General features: G+C 62.1%; 16 protein-coding genes, 1 pseudogene and 1 riboswitch. Of the genes and pseudogenes, 15 read left to right on the top strand and 2 right to left on the bottom strand.

The features are described 5' to 3' along the window. Window positions 1-238 precede the first annotated feature (238 nt). The 10 genes and pseudogenes from E8Q41_RS04995 to cobO all read left to right on the top strand — a co-directional run bounded on the left by E8Q41_RS04995 (window position 239) and on the right by cobO (window position 10,510). Entirely contained in the window at window positions 239-1,696 is a 1,458-nt protein-coding gene (locus E8Q41_RS04995; protein ID WP_137154420.1) for a cobyric acid synthase, read from the top strand. A 76-nt stretch (window positions 1,697-1,772) separates the two neighbouring features. After that, window positions 1,773-2,146: riboswitch (cobalamin riboswitch) on the top strand. A 37-nt stretch (window positions 2,147-2,183) separates the two neighbouring features. Continuing rightward, a complete protein-coding gene (locus tag E8Q41_RS04990; protein ID WP_137154419.1) occupies window positions 2,184-2,360 on the top strand; it encodes a CbtB domain-containing protein in 177 nt (58 codons plus the stop codon). Window positions 2,361-2,459: 99 nt separating this feature from the next. Continuing rightward, window positions 2,460-3,185 (top strand): CbtA family protein, encoded by a 726-nt coding sequence (locus E8Q41_RS04985; RefSeq protein ID WP_137154418.1) that lies wholly within the window; start codon window positions 2,460-2,462, stop codon window positions 3,183-3,185. After that, the gene (cobU, locus tag E8Q41_RS04980; protein ID WP_137154417.1) at window positions 3,182-3,697 is read left to right on the top strand and encodes a bifunctional adenosylcobinamide kinase/adenosylcobinamide-phosphate guanylyltransferase; all 516 of its coding nucleotides are present in this window, start codon (window positions 3,182-3,184) and stop codon (window positions 3,695-3,697) included. Before E8Q41_RS04985 ends, cobU begins: the two co-directional genes overlap by 4 nt. A 3-nt stretch (window positions 3,698-3,700) precedes the next feature. Next, complete coding sequence (gene cobW / locus E8Q41_RS04975; protein ID WP_137154416.1) at window positions 3,701-4,750, top strand: cobalamin biosynthesis protein CobW; 1,050 nt, start codon at window positions 3,701-3,703, stop codon at window positions 4,748-4,750. Window positions 4,751-4,803: 53 nt separating this feature from the next. Further along, on the top strand, window positions 4,804-5,025 hold the full coding sequence (locus E8Q41_RS04970) for a CopG family transcriptional regulator (protein WP_137154415.1): 222 nt from the start codon (window positions 4,804-4,806) through the stop codon (window positions 5,023-5,025). A 6-nt stretch (window positions 5,026-5,031) separates the two neighbouring features. Next, window positions 5,032-5,193: pseudogene (locus E8Q41_RS04965) on the top strand (type II toxin-antitoxin system RelE/ParE family toxin); the annotation flags it as partial. Between the two features lie 81 nt (window positions 5,194-5,274). Further along, window positions 5,275-9,435 (top strand): cobaltochelatase subunit CobN, encoded by a 4,161-nt coding sequence (gene cobN / locus E8Q41_RS04960; protein WP_137154414.1) that lies wholly within the window; start codon window positions 5,275-5,277, stop codon window positions 9,433-9,435. Window positions 9,436-9,467: 32 nt separating this feature from the next. Next, the gene (locus tag E8Q41_RS04955; protein ID WP_137154413.1) at window positions 9,468-9,737 is read left to right on the top strand and encodes a type II toxin-antitoxin system prevent-host-death family antitoxin; all 270 of its coding nucleotides are present in this window, start codon (window positions 9,468-9,470) and stop codon (window positions 9,735-9,737) included. 137 nt (window positions 9,738-9,874) lie between these two features. Beyond that, window positions 9,875-10,510 (top strand): cob(I)yrinic acid a,c-diamide adenosyltransferase, encoded by a 636-nt coding sequence (gene cobO, locus E8Q41_RS04950; RefSeq protein ID WP_137154412.1) that lies wholly within the window; start codon window positions 9,875-9,877, stop codon window positions 10,508-10,510. 20 nt (window positions 10,511-10,530) lie between these two features. On the opposite strand, the gene E8Q41_RS04945 is transcribed toward cobO, so the two are convergent. Next, the gene (locus E8Q41_RS04945; protein ID WP_137154411.1) at window positions 10,531-11,202 is read right to left on the bottom strand and encodes a cation diffusion facilitator family transporter; all 672 of its coding nucleotides are present in this window, start codon (window positions 11,200-11,202) and stop codon (window positions 10,531-10,533) included. 69 nt (window positions 11,203-11,271) lie between these two features. On the opposite strand from E8Q41_RS04945, the gene E8Q41_RS04940 reads away from it, so the two are divergent. Beyond that, window positions 11,272-11,694 carry a helix-turn-helix domain-containing protein gene (locus E8Q41_RS04940; RefSeq protein ID WP_137154410.1) on the top strand — a complete coding sequence of 141 codons (423 nt, stop codon included), beginning with the start codon at window positions 11,272-11,274 and terminating at the stop codon, window positions 11,692-11,694. A 27-nt stretch (window positions 11,695-11,721) separates the two neighbouring features. On the opposite strand, the gene E8Q41_RS04935 is transcribed toward E8Q41_RS04940, so the two are convergent. Continuing rightward, window positions 11,722-12,507: a TSUP family transporter gene (locus tag E8Q41_RS04935; RefSeq protein WP_137154409.1), complete on the bottom strand. Its 786-nt coding sequence runs from the start codon at window positions 12,505-12,507 to the stop codon at window positions 11,722-11,724. 151 nt (window positions 12,508-12,658) lie between these two features. Between E8Q41_RS04935 and E8Q41_RS04930 the strand changes: the two genes are divergently transcribed. The 4 genes from E8Q41_RS04930 (at window position 12,659) to E8Q41_RS04915 (ending at window position 16,309) form a co-directional block, all read left to right on the top strand. Further along, a complete protein-coding gene (locus E8Q41_RS04930) occupies window positions 12,659-13,588 on the top strand; it encodes a hypothetical protein (protein WP_137154408.1) in 930 nt (309 codons plus the stop codon). A 1-nt stretch (window position 13,589) separates the two neighbouring features. After that, window positions 13,590-13,979 carry a cobalamin biosynthesis protein gene (locus tag E8Q41_RS04925; RefSeq protein ID WP_137154407.1) on the top strand — a complete coding sequence of 130 codons (390 nt, stop codon included), beginning with the start codon at window positions 13,590-13,592 and terminating at the stop codon, window positions 13,977-13,979. 76 nt (window positions 13,980-14,055) lie between these two features. Further along, on the top strand, window positions 14,056-15,006 hold the full coding sequence (locus E8Q41_RS04920; RefSeq protein WP_137154406.1) for a nucleoside hydrolase: 951 nt from the start codon (window positions 14,056-14,058) through the stop codon (window positions 15,004-15,006). 370 nt (window positions 15,007-15,376) lie between these two features. Beyond that, complete coding sequence (locus E8Q41_RS04915) at window positions 15,377-16,309, top strand: alpha/beta hydrolase (protein WP_205910367.1); 933 nt, start codon at window positions 15,377-15,379, stop codon at window positions 16,307-16,309. Window positions 16,310-16,479: the final 170 nt, after the last annotated feature.

The raw sequence follows: 16,479 nt of genomic DNA, 5'->3' as shown, positions 1-16,479 counted from the left end.
AAACCATCCGGTAAGAATGTGTCGATAAATCTCTATTCGCGGCGGGCCGAGGCACCGCTTCTCCGGTTCAGGTATTGCGTACCGGAGCACCTCGCGCCGCAATTTTCCTCTTTTCCTCCTGTTTCGATTGATCAAGCGCGCTGATGTTGCGCTAGGCGGCGCGTCTGCGTCGCAGGCCTGTCTTGTCTATGGCGTCGCGGAGTGGCATGCCCGAGCCGGATGCCGAGGGAGTGATAAGATGGCCAAAGCGATCATGCTGCAGGGGACGGGTTCCGATGTCGGGAAGACGGTGCTGGTCGCTGGTCTCTGCCGGATCGCGGCGCGTCGCGGACTGAAAGTGCGTCCGTTCAAACCGCAGAATATGTCCAACAACGCAGCGGTCAGCGACGACGGCGGCGAAATCGGCCGGGCGCAATGGCTGCAGGCGTTGGCCGCGGGCGTTCCCTCCAGCGTTCATATGAACCCGGTACTTTTGAAGCCGCAATCAGAGACCGGCAGCCAGATCATCGTGCAGGGCAAGGTTTATGGACAGGCCAAGGCGCGGGATTATCAGCGGCTGAAGCCGGAACTGCTGGCTCATGTGCTCGACAGCTTTCGCCGCATCTCTGAAGACGCCGATCTGGTGATCGTCGAAGGGGCCGGGTCGCCCGCCGAGATCAATCTGCGCCCGGGCGACATCGCGAATATGGGATTCGCCCGCGCTGCAAATATCCCCGTGGCTTTGGTGGGCGATATCGACCGGGGCGGCGTCATCGCCTCCGTCGCAGGCACGCATCTGATCCTCGACCCGGAGGATCGCGCCATGGTGAGCGGCTATCTGATCAACAAGTTTCGCGGCGATGTCAGCCTGTTCGACGACGGGATCAGGGCGATCGAGCGCTTCACCGGATGGTCCTGTTTCGGCGTCGTCCCCTGGCTGAAAGCCGCCGCGCGGCTGCCGGCCGAGGATTCGGTCACGCTGGAGCGGCTGGTGAAAGGAAAGAGCGGCGCTCTCAAAGTCGTCGTGCCGGTGACGCCGCGAATCGCCAATTTCGACGATTTCGACGCTCTCGCCGCCGAACCCGAAGTCGAGTTGATCTTTGTAAAGCCGGGCGAGGCGATACCGGCGGACGCAGGCCTGGTCGTGCTCGCGGGATCCAAATCGACCATCGGCGACCTCAAGGCCTTGAGAGAGTGTGGATGGGACCGCGATATTGCGCAGCATGTGCGCTGCGGCGGTCGGGTGATGGGAATTTGCGGCGGCTACCAGATGCTGGGTCGCAAGATCCGCGACCCGCTGGGTTTGGAAGGCGACGATCGCGAGATCGACGGTCTGGCGCTGCTGGATGTGGAAACCGTGATGGCGCCGGAGAAGCGGCTGGCCAACAGTTCGGCGCGCTCTGTCGTCTATGGCGCGCCCTTGCAAGGCTACGAGATTCACCTTGGTGATACGATCGGCGGCGATTGTGTCAGGCCCTATGTTGAGATCGACGGGAAACCTGATGGCGCGATGTCGGCCGATGGCCGGGTCGTCGGCACCTATCTGCACCGGATCTTCGACGCCGACGGCTTCAGGCGGGCGCTGCTTGGGAGTTTCGGCGTGGCGGGTGGCGGTTTCGATTATCGCGCCGAGGTGGAGCAGGCTCTCGACGATGTCGCGGTCGAACTCGAAGCAGTGCTCGATTCCGACTGGCTCGACGGATTGATGCGGGTTTGATGCTCGCACTCGCTGTCTTTTGTTGAGAGCAGCGTCGTTCATGTCGCATTTGGATTGACGCGGTTCAATGCCCTCCTTTATGGTCATCTTGTTTGGTTCCCGGAGGGCGCAAAGTCCAAGGGATCAAAAGGGAACGGGAAGGATGGACCCAAGCGGGCATCTTTATCCCGGCCGACCCCGCGACTGTAGAGCGGCAGAGGTATTCCCGGGATGCCGTTCGACGTGTTTTCGGACTGCCGGCATGGGGCTGGCGCGAAAAAGCGGAAGAGCGGCGTTCAAAGCCACTGGAAAGACTGACGCGACAACACGGTCCTGGACGCCTCTATTTCTACGAATCGTCCGTTCTGCGCATCAGACATTATTTCCGGGAAGGCGAGGGAATGCTGATGCATGGGTGCGCCCATGCGAGAGCCGTGAGCCAGGAGACCTGCCAGACACAGCCGCGCAGAGATGCGCATATATTCTTGCCAGCAGCACGGAGGTTGTTATGGCCCGCACGAACACGATTTCTTCTCCCCTTTCCCTGTCCGACCGTATGGTGGCCGGTCTGTTTGCCGCCGCTCTCGGCGCATTCATGATCTTCGGCGCCGGCTTTGCGCATTCGAACGTTCTGCATGACACCGCTCATGACGTTCGTCACGCCAACGGCTTTCCCTGCCACTAAGCCAGCGATCCCGGCCCGACGGCATGCGCCGGAGCTTTCGGGCTCGGGCGCAACTGTCGTTTATGCGCCGGTCTCGCGGGTCCTTCGAAAGGGACTGCCATGATCACACGATATCTCTTGGTCGCTCTGGTGGCCGGGTTGCTTGCTGGCGTTCTGGCGACGGTGGCGCAACATGCGCGCGTCGTGCCGCTCATTCTCGAAGCCGAGAAATACGAAACCGCGCCGGATGCGGCGCATGACCATTCCTCTGCGCTCGATCTCGGCCTCTTCACGCCAGCTCAGGCGCATGAACATGCGGCCGAGGGCGAAGACGAGGGCGGCATGCTGTTTGGCGTCGACCGTCTCACCGGCACGCTGATGGCCAATCTCGTCACCGGCACGGGCTTCGCGCTCATCCTGATGGCGGCTTCGCTTCTCTCCGGCCGGTCGGTCACGCTCGCCAACGGCGCCGTCTGGGGCGTGCTCGGCTGGCTGGTGTTCCAGATGGCTCCGGCGCTCGGACTGCCGCCGGAATTGCCCGGCTTCCCGGCTGGCGACCTGATGGCGCGGCAGATCTGGTGGGTGGGCTGCGCGGCGGCGACTGCAGGCGCGCTCGCTTTGTTCCTGTTGCGTCCGGAAATCTGGGCCAAGGCCTTCGGCGTCGTGCTGATGCTCGCTCCGCATGCGATCGGCGCGCCGCAGCCTGAGGATGTCTCGACCTCGGTTCCGGCCCTTCTGGCTGCCGAATACGCCTCGGCGGCGCTGGCGACTGGCCTGTTCTTCTGGGTGATGATTGGGCTCGGCATCGGCGCGCTCAATCAGCGCTATGTGGATCGGGCGGCGTGAGCGGCTTTGCGACATTGGTGCTCGGCGGGGCGCGATCGGGAAAATCCCGTTTCGCCGAGCAGATCTGCCGCGACAGCGGCCTGACGCTGCATTACATCGCGACAGGCCGCGCCTGGGACGGTGAGATGGAGGCGCGCATCGCGGCTCATCGCGCCGATCGCGGACCGGCCTGGACCACGCATGAGGCGCCGACCGATCTGGTCGGGACGCTGGCGGCAATCGATGATCCTGAGAACGTCGTGCTGGTCGATTGCCTGACGCTCTGGGTCACCAATCTGATGATGGAGGAGCGGGCGCGCGCGGCTGAATTCGAAGCGCTGGCGAATGCAGTTGCTGCGCCGAAAGCGCGGATCGTGCTCGTCAGCAACGAGGTCGGCCTGGGCATCGTGCCGGACAACAAGATGGCGCGGGAGTTCCGCGATCACGCCGGCCGTCTCCATCAAATGATCGCGCAGGTCGCGCGGGACGTTTATTTCGTAGCGGCCGGATTGCCGCTGAAAATGAAGGGTTGAACCATGCAGAAGATACCGGCCACCGTGATCACGGGCTTTCTCGGCGCGGGCAAGACGACAATGATCCGCAATCTGCTGTCGAACGCCGGCGGCAAGAAGATCGCGCTGATCATCAATGAATTCGGCGATCTCGGCGTCGACGGCGACGTGCTGAAGGGCTGCGGCGCCGAGGCCTGCACCGAAGACGACATTATCGAACTCAACAATGGCTGCATCTGCTGCACCGTCGCCGATGATTTCATCCCGACCATGGAAAAGCTGCTCGCCCGTGACGTGAAGCCCGACCATATCGTCATCGAGACCTCTGGCCTTGCGCTGCCGCAGCCGCTGGTCGCCGCTTTCAACTGGCCGGGCATCAAGACGGCCGTGACGGTCGACGGCGTGGTGACGGTGGTCGACAGCGCCGCCGTGGCCGCCGGTCGTTTCGCCGACGATCACGATGCGCTGGACGCGCAGCGCAAGGAAGACGAAGGCCTCGATCACGAAAGCCCGATCGAGGAACTCTTCGAGGACCAGCTGACTGCCGCCGACCTGATCGTGCTCAACAAGACCGATCTGCTCGACGCCGCCGGCATCCAGGCCGTGCGCGACGCGGTGAACGCCGCCACCGCCCGCAAGCCCAAGATGATCGAAGCCAGGAATGGCGAGATCCCGGCCTCCGTCCTGCTCGGCCTGGGCGTCGGCACCGAAAGCGACATCGAAAACCGCAAGTCGCATCACGAACTCGAGCATGAGGGCGCGCCGCACGACCATGACCACGACGAATTCGAGAGCTTCGTCGTGGAGCTTGGCGCGCTGAAGGATGCGGGCGCTTTCGTCGAGGCGCTGAAGCCGGTGATCGACAAGCACGACATTCTCCGCCTCAAGGGATTCGCCGATGTCGCCGGCAAGCCGATGCGGCTGGTGATCCAAGCCGTGGGCTCACGCATCGAGACCTATTTCGACCGCCCCTGGGCGCCCGGCGAGGCTCGCGCCACACGCCTGGTGGTGATCGGCCTGCATGACGAAATGGACGATGCGGCGATCACGGCGGAGATCAAGGCGCTGGGGTGAGTTTGGCCCATCCCGAGATATATGCTAGTTTCAGGCGGTGAAGGAGTTGAGACATGACGATGTCGGTGACCTTGCCGCCCGAATTCGAGGAGCGGCTCTCCGCTTTGGCCCGGAAGACCGGCCATGCCCGCGAGGACCAGTTGAAGTGGATCATTTCACAGGGTCTCGAGGATATGGAAGACTATTACGCCGCCCAGGACGTGCTCGACCGCGTCCGGCGCGGCGAAGAGAAAGTCGTTTCGTCCGAGGATATCTGGCGTGGGCTTGGTTGCTAGCTTTATGATCCTAGCCAGATCGGCAAGCCTTTGACCGGTGATTTGGGCGGACTCTGGCGGTATCGTGTCGGCGATTACAGGATCATCTGCGAATTGCGGGATGCGCAACTCTTCGTTCTTGTGGTCACGGTCGATCACCGAAAAGATGTCTATCGAAGACGTGGTTAGGCTCGCGCAGAAGCGGCGCTTCCGCTCTTGTTGCGGTTAACGCCGGCTCAGCACCATAGAAGAAAACGAGATAGAAATCGAATGCATCTCCTCCTCGCCCAGAAAGGCTCGCTCTCCGATAGCGAAGACGCCGTCGATCTCGGCCAGACGCCGGGGGAGATCGTGTTCCTGTCGGCGGCCGACACCGAGATTGCATCGGTGGCGCGGGCGACCGCTGAGAGCGCGATCGATTGGCGCATCGTCAATCTCGCCAGCCTCAAACATCCGATGTCGATCGATCTCTGGATCGAGAAAACGGCGCGGCATTCTAAGCTCGTCGTGCTGCGCGCGCTCGGCGGCTACGGCTATTTCACCTATCTGATCGAGGCGCTGATGGGGGCGGCCCAGCGGCATGGCTTTCAATTCGCCACGCTGCCGGGCGATGATCGACCTGACGCCGGCGTCGACGCGTGGTCGACTGTTGCGGCGGAGGACGTCAAGACGCTGTGGACCTATCTGGTCGAGGCGGGGGCGGAGAATGTGGCGGGGTTTTCGCGCTATTGCGAGGCTTTGAGCGGGCGCGGGGAAAAGCCTGCGGCGCCGGTGAAGCTCGACAAGGCCGGGATCTGGTGGCCGGGCAGGGGCGTGGTCGATGTGGATGTGTGGGAAGAGGTGTCGGTGGGTGGATCACCCCCCTCTGCCCTGCCGGGCATCTCCCCCTCAAGGGGGGAGATCGAAGGAGGCGAGGCCTCGCTCTCATTGGAGCCGTCGAGATCTGGGCGAAGGTCGCGCGCCCAGCCAATCTCCCCCCTTGAGGGGGAGATGTCCGGCAGGACAGAGGGGGGTATCCCGCAGGCGCTACGCCATCCGGAGGAGAGTGCGCCGAGTGCCCAAACCCCACTTGCCGTCATCACCTTCTACAAAGCGCTGGTCCAATCCGGCCAGACCGCGCCGGTCGAGGCCCTGATCGAGGCCTTGCAGGCGCGCGGCTTGCGGGTGCTGCCGATCTTCGTCACCAGCCTCAAGGAGCCGGTGTCGGCCAAGACGATCCGGGCGCTTTTTCAAACTTACGCGCCCGATGTCGTGCTGAACGCCACGAGTTTCGCCGTCGTCTCGCCGGGGGCGGAAAAGACCGGCACGGTGCTGGATGAGACCGGCGCGCAGGTGCTGCAGGTGATTTTCTCGGCGCTGACCCGCGAGGCCTGGGAAAGCTCCACGATGGGCCTCGCAACGCGCGACCTCGCCATGAATGTGGCGCTGCCGGAAGTGGATGGCCGGGTTCTGACCCGGGCGGTGTCCTTCAAGAAGGCGGCGCGGTTTGACCCGCGGGCGCAGGTCAATATCGTCGGGCCGGAGCCCGAGCCGTCGCGCATCGCTTTCGTGGCGGAGCAGGCGGCGCGTTGGGCGCGGCTGCGGCGTTTGGAAAACAGTCAGAAAAACGTGGCGCTGATCCTCGCCAACTACCCCAATCGCGATGGCCGGCTCGGCAACGGTGTGGGCCTCGATACGCCGGCCGGCGCGCTGGAATCGCTCAAGGCGATGAAGGCGGCGGGCTATGTGACGGAGGATCTTCCCGAAAGCGGCGACGGCCTGATCAACCATCTGATGGCGGGGCCGACCAATGCCGCCGCCGACGGACGCGAGATCCGCGAGACGCTGTCCTTGAGTCATTACAAGGACTTCTTCGCCCGTCTTCCCGTTCAGATTCAGGATGAAGTCACGGCGCGTTGGGGCGGGCCGGAGGACGATCCGTTCTTCCTCGACGGCGCTTTCGCGCTGCCTCTTTGCCGCTTCGGGCAGGTGCTCACCGGCATCCAGCCGGCGCGTGGCTACAATATCGATCCCAAGGAGACCTATCACTCTCCTGACCTCGTGCCGCCGCATGGCTATTTCGCCTTTTACGCCTTCATCCGAGAGGCGTTCGGCGCCGATGTCGCCATCCATATGGGCAAGCATGGCAATATGGAGTGGCTGCCGGGCAAGTCTTTGGCGCTGTCGGAGACCTGCTATCCCGAAGCGGTGTTCGGGCCGCTGCCGCATCTCTATCCCTTCATCGTCAACGACCCGGGCGAGGGCACGCAGGCCAAGCGGCGGTCTTCGGCCGTCATTCTCGACCATCTGACGCCGCCGCTGACGCGGGCGGAGAGCTACGGTTATCTGAAGGATCTCGAAGCGCTGGTGGACGAGTATTTCCTCGCCCAGGGTTCCGATCCGCGCCGCATCGTGCTGCTCAAGAAGCAGATCCTCGATCTCGCCGCCGACACCGGCCTTGGCGAGGATGTCGGCATCGCCGGACTCGACGAGGACGCGGCCTTGCAGAAGCTCGATGCCTGGCTTTGCGATCTCAAGGAATTGCAGATCCGCGACGGGCTGCATGTGTTTGGCGTCGCGCCGCAGGGACGTTTGCTGACGGATCTGACCGTGGCGCTGGTGCGCGTGCCGCGCGGCGATGGCGAGGGCGGCAACGCCAGCCTGCAGCGGGCGATGGCTTTGGATTTGATGGAGGAGGCGCTTCTTACGGAAAGGGTGGCTCACCCCCCTCTGTCCTGCCGGACATCTCCCCCTCAAGGGGGGAGATTGGAGGATGCGCGATCCTCGCGACCCACCAGCCTCGGCGATGAAACGTTAGAGCTTGCCGCTCAAGCGGGCGGTGGCCCCCAGCCGATCTCCCCCCTTGAGGGGGAGATGTCCGGCAGGGCAGAGGGGGGTAATCCTGGCTCGACCTTCGACCCGCTGGACTGCGACATGGCCGCCCCTTGGACCGGCCCGCGCGCCCCAATTCTTACCACGCTCATAGACGCCCCTTGGCGCACCAATGGCGACGCGGTCGAGCGTATCGAATTGCTGGCGTCGAAACTCGTCTCCGGCGAGATCCCTTGCCCCGACACATGGCTGCGCACTCGCACTGTTCTCGATCAGGTCGAGACGCGATTGAAGCCGTCGATCGAAGCCTGCGGCCATGCGGAGATCGAGGCGCTGATGCGCGGTCTCTCCGGCCGTTTCGTCTCCCCCGGACCCTCCGGCGCGCCGACGCGCGGGCGGCCGGATGTGCTGCCGACGGGGAAGAATTTCTACTCGGTCGACACCCGCGCGGTGCCCACGCCGACGGCCTGGGAACTCGGACGAAAATCGGCGGAACTTCTCGTCACGCGCTATGCGCAGGATCACGGCGATTGGCCGAAAAGCCTGGGCATCACCGCCTGGGGCACCTCCAATATGCGCACCGGCGGCGATGATATCGCGCAAGCCCTTGCGCTGATCGGGGCCAAGCCGGTGTGGGATATGGGCTCGGCGCGGGTGACCGGCTATGAGATCATTCCGGTGTCCATGCTTGGGCGCCCGCGCGTGGATGTGACGCTGCGGATTTCCGGCTTTTTCCGGGATGCGTTTCCGGAGCAGATCGCGCTGTTCGACAAGGCGGTGCGCGCCATCGGCGGGCTCGACGAGGACGAGGCCGACAATCCGATTGCCGCGCGCATGAAGGCGGAGGCGCAAGCGATCGCGGCCAAGGGCGAGGCTGACGACAAGAAGGCGGCGCGACAGGCTGGCTACCGCGTGTTCGGCTCCAAACCGGGCGCCTATGGCGCAGGCCTGCAGGCGCTGATGGACGAAGGCGGTTGGGAGAACAAGGCCGACCTCGCCGAAAGTTTCGTCGAATGGGGCGGCTACGCCTATGGCGCCGAAGAGGAGGGCGAGGCCGAGCGCGGCCTGTTCGAGACGCGCCTGTCGCAGATTGAGGCCGTGGTGCAGAACCAGGACAATCGCGAGCACGACCTGCTCGATTCCGACGATTACTATCAGTTCCAGGGCGGCATGGCGGCGGCGGCGGAGCATCTGTCGGGGCAAAAGCCCGCCATCTATCACAACGACCATTCGCGACCGGAAAAGCCGGTGATCCGCTCGCTGGAAGAAGAGATCTCGCGCGTGGTGCGCGGCCGCGTCGTCAATCCGAAATGGATCGCCGGCGCGATGCGCCACGGCTACAAGGGCGCCAGCGAAATGGCGGCCACCGTAGACTTCATGTTCGCCTATGCCGCGACCACTGGCGCAGTGAAAAGCCACCACTTCGAGGCGGCCTATCAGGCCTATCTGATGGACGAGACGGTGCGCGATTTTCTCAGTGAGAAGAACGAGGCGGCGCTGCGCGAAATGGCCCAGAAGCTGATCGAGGCGATGGATCGCAAACTTTGGTCCCCGAAATCCAACTCGGCTCGGTTTGAGTTGGAGGAACTCGCTGGGATAATGATAAATGCAGACCTATAGCAGGAGGTGAACATGTGCAGGAGGACCGTGTCATGCCCCATATCAGCATGAGTGACTTTCGCCAGAATCTTTCGGCTCATCTTGATGCGGTCGAGCTTGATCGCGCGCCCCTGTTCGTCACGCGCAACAGGAAGAAGGCTGTCGTCATCCTTTCGGAAGATGAGTTCGAAAGCATGATGGAGACATGTCATCTTCTATCCAGCCCCGCCAATGCCGAGCGGCTGCGCGCGTCTATCGCCGAAGCAAACGCGGCGCAGGGTGACGTTCGCACATTGATCGATCCTGATGATAGGACTGCATAGTCGGCTGACGATATGCAGAAATCGTTTGTGACGGCGCAACGTTAGAAGCCGGAATTGCTGGCAGCCTACAGCGTGCGCACACGCAAACCAAACCTGACCCGTTTGCACGCGGACCAATTGACAAGGAATTTGACAGAGTGACCGAGCTCCCCTCCGAAACCACCGCCCCCCAAGACGACGCCCGCCATGCCGAGAAGATGGCCAAGAAGAAGGCGGCGCGTGACAAGATCATGGCCGGCAAGAGCGGCGAGAAGGGGTTGATCATCGTCAACACCGGCAAGGGCAAGGGCAAGTCGACGGCCGGTTTCGGGATGATCTTCCGCCATATCGCCCACAAGATGCCCTGCGCGGTGATCCAGTTCATCAAGGGCGCCTGGGCCACCGGCGAGCGCGACCTGATCGAGGCGCATTTTTCCGATATCTGCGAGTTTCACACCATGGGCGAAGGCTTTACCTGGGAAACCCAGGACCGCGCCCGCGACGTGGCGCATGCCCAGAAGGCCTGGGCGAAGGCCAAGGAGCTGATTTCCTCGGGCGAGAAATCCATGGTGCTGCTCGACGAAATCAATATCGCGCTTCGCTACGACTATATCGATATCGCCGAGGTCGTCGAGTTCCTGACCCATGAGAAGCCGCCGATGTGCCATGTCGTGCTGACCGGCCGCAACGCCAAGGACGAATTGATCGAGATCGCCGATCTCGTCACCGAAATGGAGCTGATCAAGCATCCGTTCCGCTCGGGCATCAAAGGGCAACAGGGCGTCGAATTCTGACGCCCCGCCATTGGTTTTGTTCAATGCGCGTGGTCGTGGCCATGCGCATGATCGTGATGATCGTGATCGTGTCCGCCCTGTTCCGCCTCCCTCAGTTCCTCGCGAGCCTGGGTGAGGATCTGGACGGATGACCAAAGGAACAGGCCGGCCATGATCGCGGCGACGATCAGATCGGGCCAGGGCGTGCCGGTGCCCCAGACGCCGAGGCCGGCGATGACAACGATGACATTGCCGATCGCGTCATTGCGCGAGCACAGCCATACCGAGCGGACATTGGCGTCGCCATCCTTGTAGCGGATCAACAGCAGCACGGTGGCGAGATTGGCGGCGAAGGCCAGCGCGCCGATCAGCCCCATCGTCTCAGCGCTGGGTTGGTTGAGATAGAAGATGCGATACACAGTCGAGCCGGCCACCCAGAGGCCGATCAACACCAGCGATACGCCTTTGACCAGGGCGGCGCGGGCGCGGATCTTCAGGCTCATGCCGATTACGGCGAAAGACAACGCATAAGTGAGCGCATCGGCGAGAAAATCGAGCGAGTCCGCTTTCAGCGCCTGCGAGCCGCCCAGTTGCCCCGCGACCATCTCGACGGCGAAGCCCAGGGTATTGATGGCGATGACAATTTTCAGCCGGCGCTGATAGATGGGGTCGAGCCCTTCGAAGGAGTGGTTGTGGTCGTGTCCGGCGCCCATATCGGTCTTCCTCTTGTTTTTGCTGCGGACGCTACCCATAATCCCTCTAGTGACTAGAGGGTCAAGCGCATGCTCAAAGAATTTTCGATTGGCGATCTGGCGAAATTGACGGGCGTCAAGGTCCCCACCATCCGCTATTACGAGGAGATCGGCCTGATGACGGCCCCGCCGCGCAGCGAGGGCGGCCAGCGTCGCTATGGCGACACGGCGCGCGATCGTCTCGGCTTCATCGCGCATGCCCGCGACATGGGCTTTTCGATCGAGGCGATCCGCGGCTTGCTCGACTTGTCGGAACATCCGGAAAAGCCCTGCTCACGCGCCGACGCCATCGCCCGCGACCGTCTCGACGACGTGAGGCGGCGGATCGAAAAACTGAAACGGCTGGAGGCGGAGCTGGAGCGGATGCTGTCAGACCATCGGGGCGGGACGGCGGGAGAGTGCCAGATCATCGAGGTGCTGAGCGATCATAGGCGCTGCCACGGGGAGCATTGAGGCGACGGTCTAGCCTTATCGGCGCCCTCAAACTCCCAGCCAGATCCTGACAGGATTGGCGGGGTCGGACAGAAGCTTTACCGCCAACGCGATGCAGGTGACCACAAGCAGCGGCTTGATGATCTTTGCGCCGCTCCTCATGGCGAGCTTCGAGCCGAGCTGGGCGCCGAGAAATTGACCTGCGCCCATCACCAGGCCGGTTTGCCAGGAGATCATGCCGGAGATCGCGAAGACGAGGAAGGCGCCAATATTGGAGGCGAAGTTCAGCATTTTGGTATGCGCCGTGGCCTTGAGCAGGCCGAAGCCGGCCAGAGTCACGAAGGCCAGCATGAAAAAGGAGCCGGTGCCGGGGCCGAACACGCCGTCATAGAAGCCGATCAGCGGTACGATGGTCAGCCCGAACAGGAAGGGGGTGATGCGGCGATGCTGGTCGTCGTCGCTGATCCTCGGCTTGAAGCCGAAATAGAGCGCGATGGCGATCAACAGAAGCGGCATCAGCGCTTTCAGCACATCGCCCGGAATGAAGGTGGTGAGCACGGCGCCGAGCGCCGCACCGAGCGCCGACATCAGCGCCATCGGCAATTGCGTCTTCAGCTCGACATGGCCGCCGCGCGCATAGGCCAGCGTCGCCGAGCCAGAACCGAACAGTGACTGCAGCTTGTTGGTGCCGAGCGTCTCTATCGGCGCAAAGCCGGCGATCAGCATGGCCGGCACCGTGATCATGCCGCCGCCGCCGGCAATGGCGTCGATGAAGCCGGCGAGGAAGGCGGCGGCGAAGAGAAAGGCGAGAAGGGCAAGAGTAATTTCGGGCAAAACGAGCATCCTTTGGCGGCCCGACCCATGCCATTCGAAGGGCTTCGTTTCAAGCGCGTTCACCCTGACGAAGGAGGAAACCGGCTTTCTCTTGACCCCGGCGCCTGACCGGTGTCAAAAGCGCCACACTGGAATAGGAAAGACACTCTGAATGAAAGCCAGGATCATCCTGCATTGCGGGGCGCCCAAGACGGGCTCCACGAGTTTCCAGCATCTGCTCTACGCGAACCGGCCGCTGCTCCTGGAAAAGGGATTTTACTGTCCTGCGGTGTCGCGCAAGAAGCGGGTCAAGGATGACGTCCGCATCCTGCTCGGCGAAATGTCGAAGCCGGAGAACGACAATCAGGCCTATCGCTTCCACATCGCGGAGGTGATCGAGAAGATCCGCGCCGAGACCGGATGCCATACGCTGATCATTTCCAATGAAAACCTGCTTGGGAAGCCCTTCATGGGGCCGAAGCGGAAATTCTATGAAAGCGCCGAAGAGCGCGCCGAGCGGCTGCATCTGGCGCTGCAGGATTACGATGTCGATGTCCGCTTCGTGATCCGTGACTATGCGGGTTTCCTGCCGTCCTGGTATGTGCAGCAGGTGCGCATGGGCAGCGCCATGCGCTTTTCGGAGTTTCTACGCGGCTATGATTTCAAGGGCATGAGTTGGGAAGCGCCCGTTTCGGCGCTGCGCCGGCATTTCGAACCCGGCCGGGTCGGCATTTTCGACCATGCCGACATGATCGCCGATCCCATCGGCTTTCTCCGGACAATGTTTCCGGATGTGATGGCCGCGCTCGGCGACAAGGGTCGCGAATTGCCCAACAAGAATATCTCCATCGGCTCCGGCATGGTGGAGCGCTATCGGCGCTGGAGCGCGCTGGCGACGCGGATTTCGCCCAATCCACGCTGGCGGGCTCGCATTCATCAGATCGGCCGGCGTTACGCGCTGTTGCCGCTCGAACGTTTTTCGCGGTCGCCGAAACTGGTGATGCCGGAGGACATGGCGGCGACGTTGAAGGCGCGTTATCAGACGGATCGCGACGCCATTGCGCCGCGACGGGTGCAGCCGGCCCTCAGTTCGGCAGTCTGACATGGCGGCTCGGCTCTGGCTCGGTTTCGGCCTGTCGGAAGCCGCTGCGGCCGGTGACGCCGTCGACGCCATCGCCGAGCTGTTCTCGGAACTCGGTCTGACGCCGGCCGATCTCGCTGGCGTCGGCACGATCGACCGCCGGGCCGACCACCCTGCTGTGGGTCGTGTCGAGACCCTGTTTGGGCGTCCCGTCATGTTGTTCTCCGCCGAGCGGCTGGAGCGCGAGACGCCGCGTCTCAAAAAACCGTCCGAGACCATCTTTCGTCTGATGGGGTGCCATGGCGTCGCCGAAGCCGCAGCGCTTGCGTTGGCGGGAGAGGGGGCCGAACTCCTGGTCGAAAAACGGTTGATGCGGCGCGTGACCCTGGCGCTGGCGCGGTCTTTTGACTGATCGGTAAAAATTGCTGGCGTTTTTGCTCGCCCTTTGCCAATGCTCGCCGGGAAACGACGACAGAAAGAGGTCAGGCATGCATAAGGTGATATTCGACACGGACCCGGGCGTCGACGACGCGATGGCGCTGTTGTTCCTGGAAAAGCATCCCGACATCGACCTGATCGGCGTGACCACCACCTTCGGCAACGCCGCAATCGAGACGACGACGCGCAACGCGCTCTATCTCAAGCGCGAATGGAAGATCGCCGCACCCGTCGCCAAGGGTGCTGGCGTCAAATATCTGCCGGGCGAAGAGGTCCATCCTTACCCCAAGCATATCCATGGGGATGACGGGCTCGGCAATATCGGCGTGCCCGACGTCTCCGACGTGCCGCTTGACCCGCGCGCGGCCGATGATTTCATCATCGAGACGGTGAAGGCAAATCCCGGCGAAGTGACGCTGGTGGCCGTGGGCCGCATGACCAATCTCGCCAATGCGCTGAAAAAAGCCCCGGAGATCGCAGGCCTCGTCAAGCAGGTGGTGATCATGGGCGGCGCGCTCGATGTGCCCGGCAATGTCACGCCCGCCGCCGAAGCCAATATACATGGCGATGCGGCCGCGGCCGACGCGGTGATGATCGCGCCCTGGGATGTCGTGCTCGTGCCGCTCGACGTGACGTTGAAGCTTGTGATGAGCCGCAGCCAGCTCGGCGACCTCGCCAGTCAGGGCGACGACGCCGTCAAGCTGCTCGACCGTCTGAGCCAGTTCTACATCGATTTCTACGACGGCCATTTCAAGGATTCGATGGTGGTGCACGACACCTGCGCCTGCCTCTATGTCGTGGCCCCCGAATTGTTCACCACCCGCTCCGGCGTGATCCGCGTCTTCACCGGAGGTCTCGGCGAAGGCAAGACCATGCAGAAGCCCGATGGCATGGGTTTTGGCCCGAGCGCCTGGGACGGCCAGAAAAGCCAGCTCGGCTGCGTCGGCATCGATGCCGAAGGCGCGATGACGCTGGTGTGCGAGACGCTGGTCCGGACTTGAAATCCGGCTCCCCAAGCGCGCCTGCGCTTTTTGGCGGCGGGGATATTTTCATTGATAGCGTACCCGGCCCCCCATCCGGCTGCCGCCACCTTTCCCCGCGCATGCGGGGCGAAGGTGGCCCAGTCGGCTCGAACCTGGGATTTTGATGGTCGCGAGCGCCTGTGTTTTGCATTGCAAATATCAGGCGCAAAATTGAAATTTTAATTGGGAGATTTGCGACAGCTGAATTTGTAACGACGGATCTGAGCAGATATTCATCTCCGGCATGTGGAACGGCTGCTCTGAACACACCGTTCCTAAATTCAAACATTTTCGGTCTCTATGAATGACGGATTGATTGGCCGGTGGCAGAAGGGAAAGATTTTGAAAAGTGGCTCGGATATTTTTCTTTGTAATTTTATGTCTGGTCAGCTCGATCACTGCGAGTGGGCAAACCGAGGCGAAAGACAATAGGGTCTGGCAGCCCCAAGGCGATGCCCAACAAATTCCGATCTGGCCGCATGGTGCGCCTGATATGGAAGGGCTTTCGCGTCCGCCGGAAAGCTTGAAGCCCGGAACGCAGACTATTCTCAATGTCACCGACCCAACAATGACCGTCTACCCTCCCAAAGGGGATAACACCGGCGTTGCCATGGTGGTGTTTCCGGGCGGTGGATTCCGAGTTCTGGCGATGGACCTGGAGGGGACTGAAATCTGCGATTGGATAACCGCCAATGGCATAACGTGTATCCTTCTCAAATATCGAGTGCCGGGGGGCGACGATTATTGGGACTTGGATTGCAAGTGCCGTATCACCCCAAAGATTCTTCGGGCACTTCAGGATGCTCAGCGGACAGTCCGGCTGGTGAGAGCAAGTGCAGATACGCTGAAGATTGATCCGCACAAGATTGGCGTAATAGGTTTTTCGGCAGGCGGATTTCTGGTGGCGGAGACAAGTAATATTCTGAAAGCAAATTACGAGGCAGTTGACGACGCCGACAAATTGAGTAGCCGACCTGATTTTGCCATCGCGGCTTTCCCTGGGCACATGTGTACTGATTCCGGAGAAGCGCGACGGACAAATTTTGAGGTGACGAAAAATGCACCGCCAACCTTCTTAGTCCACGCGCGCGACGACGACACAAACAACGTCTGCAATAGTTTGGTTTACGCGAAAAGGCTCAAGAAGGCAGATGTGCCTGTAGAACTGCATATATTTGACAAAGGTGGACATGCGTTTGCGCTCCGAAAGCCAGACCTGCCCATCGGACAGTGGCCCGATCTGGTGATGATCTGGCTGAAGAAAATCGGCATGTTGCCCTGACATTTCCTACAATCGTTTATCCTTCTGCACTGCAGCAAATGCCCATTCCCCGCCGCATGCTCGAAAATCACTTCGCCGCAAAAATCCTGCAGACCGTCTTAAAACTCTTCGGGTGAATGAGGTCCTGCGCTTTTCAGTGCCGGAACTCTGTGGGTGGCGAGATTTCCCTG

The organism is Rhizobium sp. FKL33 (assembly GCF_005222915.1).
In the GTDB taxonomy this organism is placed as follows: domain Bacteria; phylum Pseudomonadota; class Alphaproteobacteria; order Rhizobiales; family Rhizobiaceae; genus Rhizobium_E.
This window is presented reverse-complemented; position numbering and strand designations above follow the sequence as displayed.

Bases quoted from the DNA above. Each gene is read 5' to 3' on its own strand.
- E8Q41_RS04940 (WP_137154410.1), top strand. From the start codon at position 11,272: ATGCTCAAAGAATTTTCGATTGGCGATCTGGCGAAATTGACGGGCGTC.
- E8Q41_RS04990 (WP_137154419.1), top strand. From the start codon at position 2,184: ATGGCCCGCACGAACACGATTTCTTCTCCCCTTTCCCTGTCCGACCGT.
- E8Q41_RS04930 (WP_137154408.1), top strand. From the start codon at position 12,659: ATGAAAGCCAGGATCATCCTGCATTGCGGGGCGCCCAAGACGGGCTCC.
- E8Q41_RS04945 (WP_137154411.1), bottom strand. From the start codon at position 11,202: ATGGGCGCCGGACACGACCACAACCACTCCTTCGAAGGGCTCGACCCC.
- E8Q41_RS04970 (WP_137154415.1), top strand. From the start codon at position 4,804: ATGACGATGTCGGTGACCTTGCCGCCCGAATTCGAGGAGCGGCTCTCC.
- E8Q41_RS04985 (WP_137154418.1), top strand. From the start codon at position 2,460: ATGATCACACGATATCTCTTGGTCGCTCTGGTGGCCGGGTTGCTTGCT.
- cobN (WP_137154414.1), top strand. From the start codon at position 5,275: ATGCATCTCCTCCTCGCCCAGAAAGGCTCGCTCTCCGATAGCGAAGAC.
- cobW (WP_137154416.1), top strand. From the start codon at position 3,701: ATGCAGAAGATACCGGCCACCGTGATCACGGGCTTTCTCGGCGCGGGC.
- E8Q41_RS04920 (WP_137154406.1), top strand. From the start codon at position 14,056: ATGCATAAGGTGATATTCGACACGGACCCGGGCGTCGACGACGCGATG.
- E8Q41_RS04955 (WP_137154413.1), top strand. From the start codon at position 9,468: ATGCCCCATATCAGCATGAGTGACTTTCGCCAGAATCTTTCGGCTCAT.
- E8Q41_RS04925 (WP_137154407.1), top strand. From the start codon at position 13,590: ATGGCGGCTCGGCTCTGGCTCGGTTTCGGCCTGTCGGAAGCCGCTGCG.
- E8Q41_RS04995 (WP_137154420.1), top strand. From the start codon at position 239: ATGGCCAAAGCGATCATGCTGCAGGGGACGGGTTCCGATGTCGGGAAG.